The organism is Victivallis sp. (genome assembly GCF_048170485.1).
Taxonomy (GTDB): domain Bacteria; phylum Verrucomicrobiota; class Lentisphaeria; order Victivallales; family Victivallaceae; genus Victivallis.
Map to the genome: position 1 here is coordinate 1 of NZ_DBEXAY010000281.1, position 5,186 is coordinate 5,186.

3 protein-coding genes are annotated in these 5,186 nt (G+C 61.2%); 1 reads left to right on the forward strand and 2 read right to left on the reverse strand.

Translation table 11 applies throughout. From position 1 onward, the window contains the following. The first annotated feature begins 46 nt into the window (after positions 1 to 46). On the forward strand, positions 47 to 1,024 hold the full coding sequence (locus ACMLHG_RS14530; protein WP_417170957.1) for a hydroxyacid dehydrogenase: 978 nt from the start codon (positions 47 to 49) through the stop codon (positions 1,022 to 1,024). A 79-nt stretch (positions 1,025 to 1,103) separates the two neighbouring features. Here ACMLHG_RS14530 and ACMLHG_RS14535 read toward each other — a convergent pair whose 3' ends face one another. Both ACMLHG_RS14535 and ACMLHG_RS14540 read right to left on the reverse strand, forming a co-directional pair. Then, positions 1,104 to 4,214 (reverse strand): beta-galactosidase, encoded by a 3,111-nt coding sequence (locus ACMLHG_RS14535; protein WP_417170958.1) that lies wholly within the window; start codon positions 4,212 to 4,214, stop codon positions 1,104 to 1,106. A gap of 23 nt (positions 4,215 to 4,237) precedes the next feature. Further along, positions 4,238 to 5,050, reverse strand: coding sequence for a DUF1559 domain-containing protein (locus ACMLHG_RS14540; RefSeq protein WP_417170959.1), 813 nt, complete (start codon positions 5,048 to 5,050; stop codon positions 4,238 to 4,240). Positions 5,051 to 5,186 lie beyond the last annotated feature (136 nt).

Below are 5,186 nucleotides of genomic sequence, written 5' to 3' on the forward strand. Positions count from 1 at the left end.
TCCCGGTGGTATAGTGATAAATCAGCAAGGAAACAGGATCATCGAGATGAAATACAAAGCCATTTTTCTCTGCAGTCAGCCGTCACAGATTGACTACGTCTATTCGCCGGACCGCAAGGCCCGGCTCGCCGAACTCACCGACCTGCGGCCCGCCACCGTCACGCCGGACGAACTGGCCCGCGGCGGATTCTCCGATGTGGAAATCGTCTTTTCCACCTGGGGCATGCCCTCGCTTTCGGAGGAGGAGCTGGCGCAGTATCTGCCGAAACTCAAAGTGGTTTTCTACGGTGCCGGCGCCACCGACAGCTTCGTCCGGCCACTGCTGGCCCGCGGCGTGAAAGTGCTCAGCGCCTGGCAGGCCAATGCCATCCCTGTGGCGGAATTCTGCGTCGCTCAGATTCTGCTGTCGCTCAAAGGATACTTCCGCAACAGCCGGGAGATCCACCGTACCGGCGACTGGCAGAGCGGCAAGCCCTGCATCGGCCCCGGCGTCTACGGCGAAACCGTGGCGCTGATCGGCGCCGGAGCGATCTCCACCAAAGTCAAGGAGCTGCTCAAGGCGTTTCAGGTCAACGTCGTCGTTGTCCCCTCCCGCCCGGAACGGCGTACCGTTTCGCTGGAAGAGGTGTTCAAAACCGCGCTCGTCATCAGCAATCACCTGCCGAACCGCGACGACAATATCGGCGTTCTGCACCGGGGGCTCTTCGCTTCGATGCGTCCCGGCGCGACCTTCATCAACACCGGGCGCGGCGCCCAGGTCGATGAGGCCGGTCTCGTGGAGGTGCTCGAATCGCGCCCCGACCTCACCGCCCTGCTCGATGTAACGCATCCGGAGCCGCCCGAAGCCGGGTCCAAGCTGTACACGCTGCCGAACATCCGGCTGTCGAGCCACATCGCCGGCTCCGTCAACGACGAGGTCCACCGCATGGCGGACTACATGATCGAAGAGCTGGAACGCTACCTCGCCGGCGAGCCGCTCCGTTATGAAGTCAACGAATCGATGCTGCTCACCAGCAAGAAATAACCGCCGGCTTTCCCGGCAAAGAGCAAACGGGGCGCGATAGAGAGAATCCTCTCTGCCGCGCCCCGTAGTTTTCTTACACTCAGGGGGTCGTCCCCGCCGCGGCCAGAATCAGCAGGGCATCCCCCGCAGCCTCCAGCCGGATCGACCGCAGTTCCTTCTGCGGCGCAGGATTGGGCAGCTCCACCACGAACAGGCCGTATTCGTTCATCCGGGTGCTGACAAAACGGAACGCGGGCGGCACACCATTCCGATCGGAAGCGAGAAACCAGTCGCGCAGTTCCCGGCCGTTCCGCAACGGGAACGGCCCGGCCGAGGTCGCATCCGCATACTGGATCGTGACGTTCCCCAGAACTCCGGCCTCCGCCGGGACATAGGCCGCACCGATCAGCAGCACCACCGCCTGTGCCTTTCCGCTGCGGGGAATGGTGACGGAAGCGCCGTCGAGTCCGCGCCATGCCCCTTTCGACAGCAGCCGGGGCCGGGCCGCCGGACGGAATGCAAATCCGGAAGCCTTCACACGGCTCTGCATCTTCTTCGACAGTTCGCCGGTCGACACCTGATCGCCACCCCGCACCGCCGTCGCAGATTTACCGGCCGGAAGAGCCAGCGAAACAAGTTCCCGCGCCGGAGCCTGATCGCGGTGCAGAGAGAGTTCATCGGCAATCAGAGTTCCCGCCTTTTCAATTCCGAGGGAGAAGACCAGCGTCGCCGTCGTCTTCGGAATCTCCATCACCACCGAACGCCGCACAAATCCCTTCCCCGGCTCCACCGGCCGAGCGTGATAGCGTTTGAAGTAGCCGCTGGAGCGCTCGAAGACATCGACGTAGGGGGCAATCGCCTGCGTGCCGGGATTCTTGAACATCCCCTCCAGACGGAACTTGCCGGTGCCGGCGAGCCGGGCGTCGAAGAAGGCGTACACCCGCCCCTTCCCCGAGGATTTGAGCTGCATCGCGTAATGTCCCTTCGCCGCGTCGCGGGTCACGGTGATTTCGCCCGCCGGGTCGTAGGTGTTGGAACGGAACTGCCACTTCTCAATCTTCGCATTGCGCAGACCGCCCATCGCAATGTCGCCGGAAATCTCCTCGAACGAGGGATTCGGACAGAAGTTGACGATATCCCCGTATTCGACGATCTTCTTCAGCGGCGACCGGCTCACGATGTAGAGAAACTCCGTCGGCCGCTCCGTCACTCCATCCTTCAGCGCGACCGGCGCGCCGAAAAGATCATAGACGGCAAGGATATCCCCCTCCAGACGCCACCGCCCGGTGATCGAGGTCCGCCCCATCACCGTCAGCACGGTGCCGTCGGTCCGGCGGAAGGTGTGCCGCAGATCGTAACCGGAAGCCGGTTCGGTCTTCAGAACGCCGGTGTAGCGGTCGCAATGTTTCAGCATATCGGCGCAGAAGGCCAGCGCCGGCATGGCCGGAATCGGCGAAAGCGTATGATGCGAGAAGAAGAAATCCTCCCCGAAGCTGAAATACTTCTCGAAGTTCTCTTCGATGAACCAGAACTGGATCGCCGCCGTCAGCACCGCCTGCGCACGGGGATCGGCGATGGTGTGCCACATCTGTTCGGTCTGCCACAGCTTCATGCCGAGACGGGCCTTTTCCACCGCCTGCTTCAGTTCGGGAATTCCCCAGAGCCCCTGATAGGAGTGAACGTTGTAATAGTCGCAGTAGTTCGCCGCCCCCATATTGAGCAGGTCGAACGGCATCTTTTGGTCGCAGGCGTTGCCGTAGCCGAATCCGCTCACCAGAATCTTCGCCTCGGGATCGGCCCGCCGGATCGCCCGGTACGCCGCCTTGAGCAGTTCGAAATACTCCTCCGTCGAACCGGAGAAGCTGGCCGCCGGCATCGGCGGATGCCAGTCCACCTCGTTCCAGATCTCCCAGGCGGGGACCCGCCCCTTGTAACGGGTGGCGACCGCTTCGACATACTTCTCCCAGTCCGCGACGGAACGGGGCTTCCGGCTGCCGGTCCGGCCGGCATTCTTGTGGGTGTTGATGCATTCAGGATCCGCGGCCCAGGCCGGGGGTTCGCCCAGAATTCCCAGCAGCCGGATGCCGTTCTTCTCCGCCTGATCCACGACCCAGTCGCTCCACTGCCAGTCGAATTTGCCCGGTTCCGGCTCCACGACAAACCATTTGAACGCATTGCCGCGGCTCCAGGTGATTCCCATCTTCTTCAGCACTTCGGGCAGATCGGAGAGGTGATGGCCGATGTATTCGGCAAACGCTCCCTCCGGCAGATTCGCATCGGTGCGGTTGATCCGGGCGTGGCTGAAAGAGTAACTGCGCGTGCCGGCGGGCCCCCGCACCTCCAGCGTGAACGAGTAATGCCCCGGCGCCGACACCGGCAGCGGCAGCGTGATCTTCTGCAGACGGGTGCGGGGAGCAATCCGGACGGTCCTGCGGGTGACTTTGCCGTCGCCCGCGGTGAGGATCAGTTCGAAAACCGCCTCTTTCGAGGTAAAATTCGCGCCGTCCAGCTGAAGCTTCGCCGCTTCCCCCGGCAGGGAAAAGGAGTCGGTCAGCGACCAGACCGGCAGAATCCGGCACTCGGCGTTCCAGGATTCCGGGAGGGGAAGTGCGGTGTTTTCGCCATTCCAAAGCAGCGTGGTATCCGGATTTTTCTCCATCGGGCGCTGTGGATCGGCGTGCAGTTTTCCCGGTTCAAGTTCGCGGGCCGAAACCCGCATCTGCCGGGCGAAATAGGGCGCTCCTGCCGCAACGCGGAAGAGCCCCGGCATCGGTTCGAGTTCCGCCGGCGCTTTCCCGGCGTTTCCGACCGGGCGGCCGTTGACGAAAAGCCGGACACCCTTGCGCCCCCAGGAGAGCGCCAGCGTAACCGGAACATCTTTGTGGATCACCGTTTCACGATCCACCGTCGCGCGGCATCCTGCGGCGGAGGCGACGATGCCGCGCTGGTTGCTTTCTCCGCTGAAACAGCAGATGCTCAGCAGATTTCTCCCGAACGGCACCTCCTGCGCCGGAACGGTTTCAAACAGGAACGCCCACTCGTTCTCAAACTCTCCGGCCGGCTTCTTCGGGCAGAATGTGATTTCAATCGTGCCCTCTTTCGGGTTGAGAGTTCCCGCTGCCGGGAAGGAGAGAAACTTCCCCTTGTAGAGCGACGCACCGCCGGCGAGAAGCATCCAGCAAGAAAATACAAGTCCCAGGAATAAACGCATTTTTTCCCCCTTATTCAGAAAGTTCAATATACTCCGTCGTGCCGGATCCACTTGCAGCGGTCATCCCGATGGGTGTCATCCACCCACGGCCCGTAGATCGGACTGGCAGGATCGTTGAGAATCCGCTGACTGGCGATCTCCCCCCGGGCCCCGGCCGCAATCGCACTCTCCACATGCCCGTCGACGAAGACCGCGTTGCATTCGGAATACCCCTTGTGGGGAGCCCAGGCGACGCCGCCCGAGCTGCCCGGCCCCGAATAGGTGTTGTCAATTGCAAAAATTCCCAATGGCGCCAGATCTCCCAGCACCCGGTTGCCCCGGGCGCCTTCCAGAAACATGACCGTCTCCGAGGCCCGGCGGCACATCGAGAGCTTTACGCTCGAGGATTGCGAGAAGAGGTATTTATGGTTGGCGCCGTAATCGGCCGTCGTCCAGCCGTTGGCATTCGGGTCTTCCCGTTCCGACGCCTCATTGTCCCAGAACTCCTGGTAATAGGTGGATGTGGCCAGAAACCGGGTGCGGGAAGGACATTTGAGCTGTTTCTTCGTCAGAAACTTATCCCGCACCAGAATTCCCGGCCAGCGGTTCTGGCTGCCCTGCTGGCAGGGGAGAAACGTATCGTCATACCCCTGCAGATAGTTGTGCATGGCAAGCCCGAGCTGTTTGAAGTTGCTTTTGCAGGAGATCGATTTGGAACTGTCCCGCGCCTTGTTCAACGCAGGCAGCAACAGCGCCGCCAGAATCGCGATGATCGCGATTACGATCAGCAATTCGATAAGGGTGAAAACTTTTCGGCAATGTTTCCTGTTTTGCGCGGCAGAATGCAATTGGCTCATAGCGTCCTCCCTGTATGGTTCACGGGGGTTAAGATATTCTCTCAAAAATGGAAAAGCAAGAATAAATTCCGCCCCGGTTGTGCATTTTTTTGCATAATTATTTGCTTTTTCACCCCCGCCGCTCGATTTTAAAAAG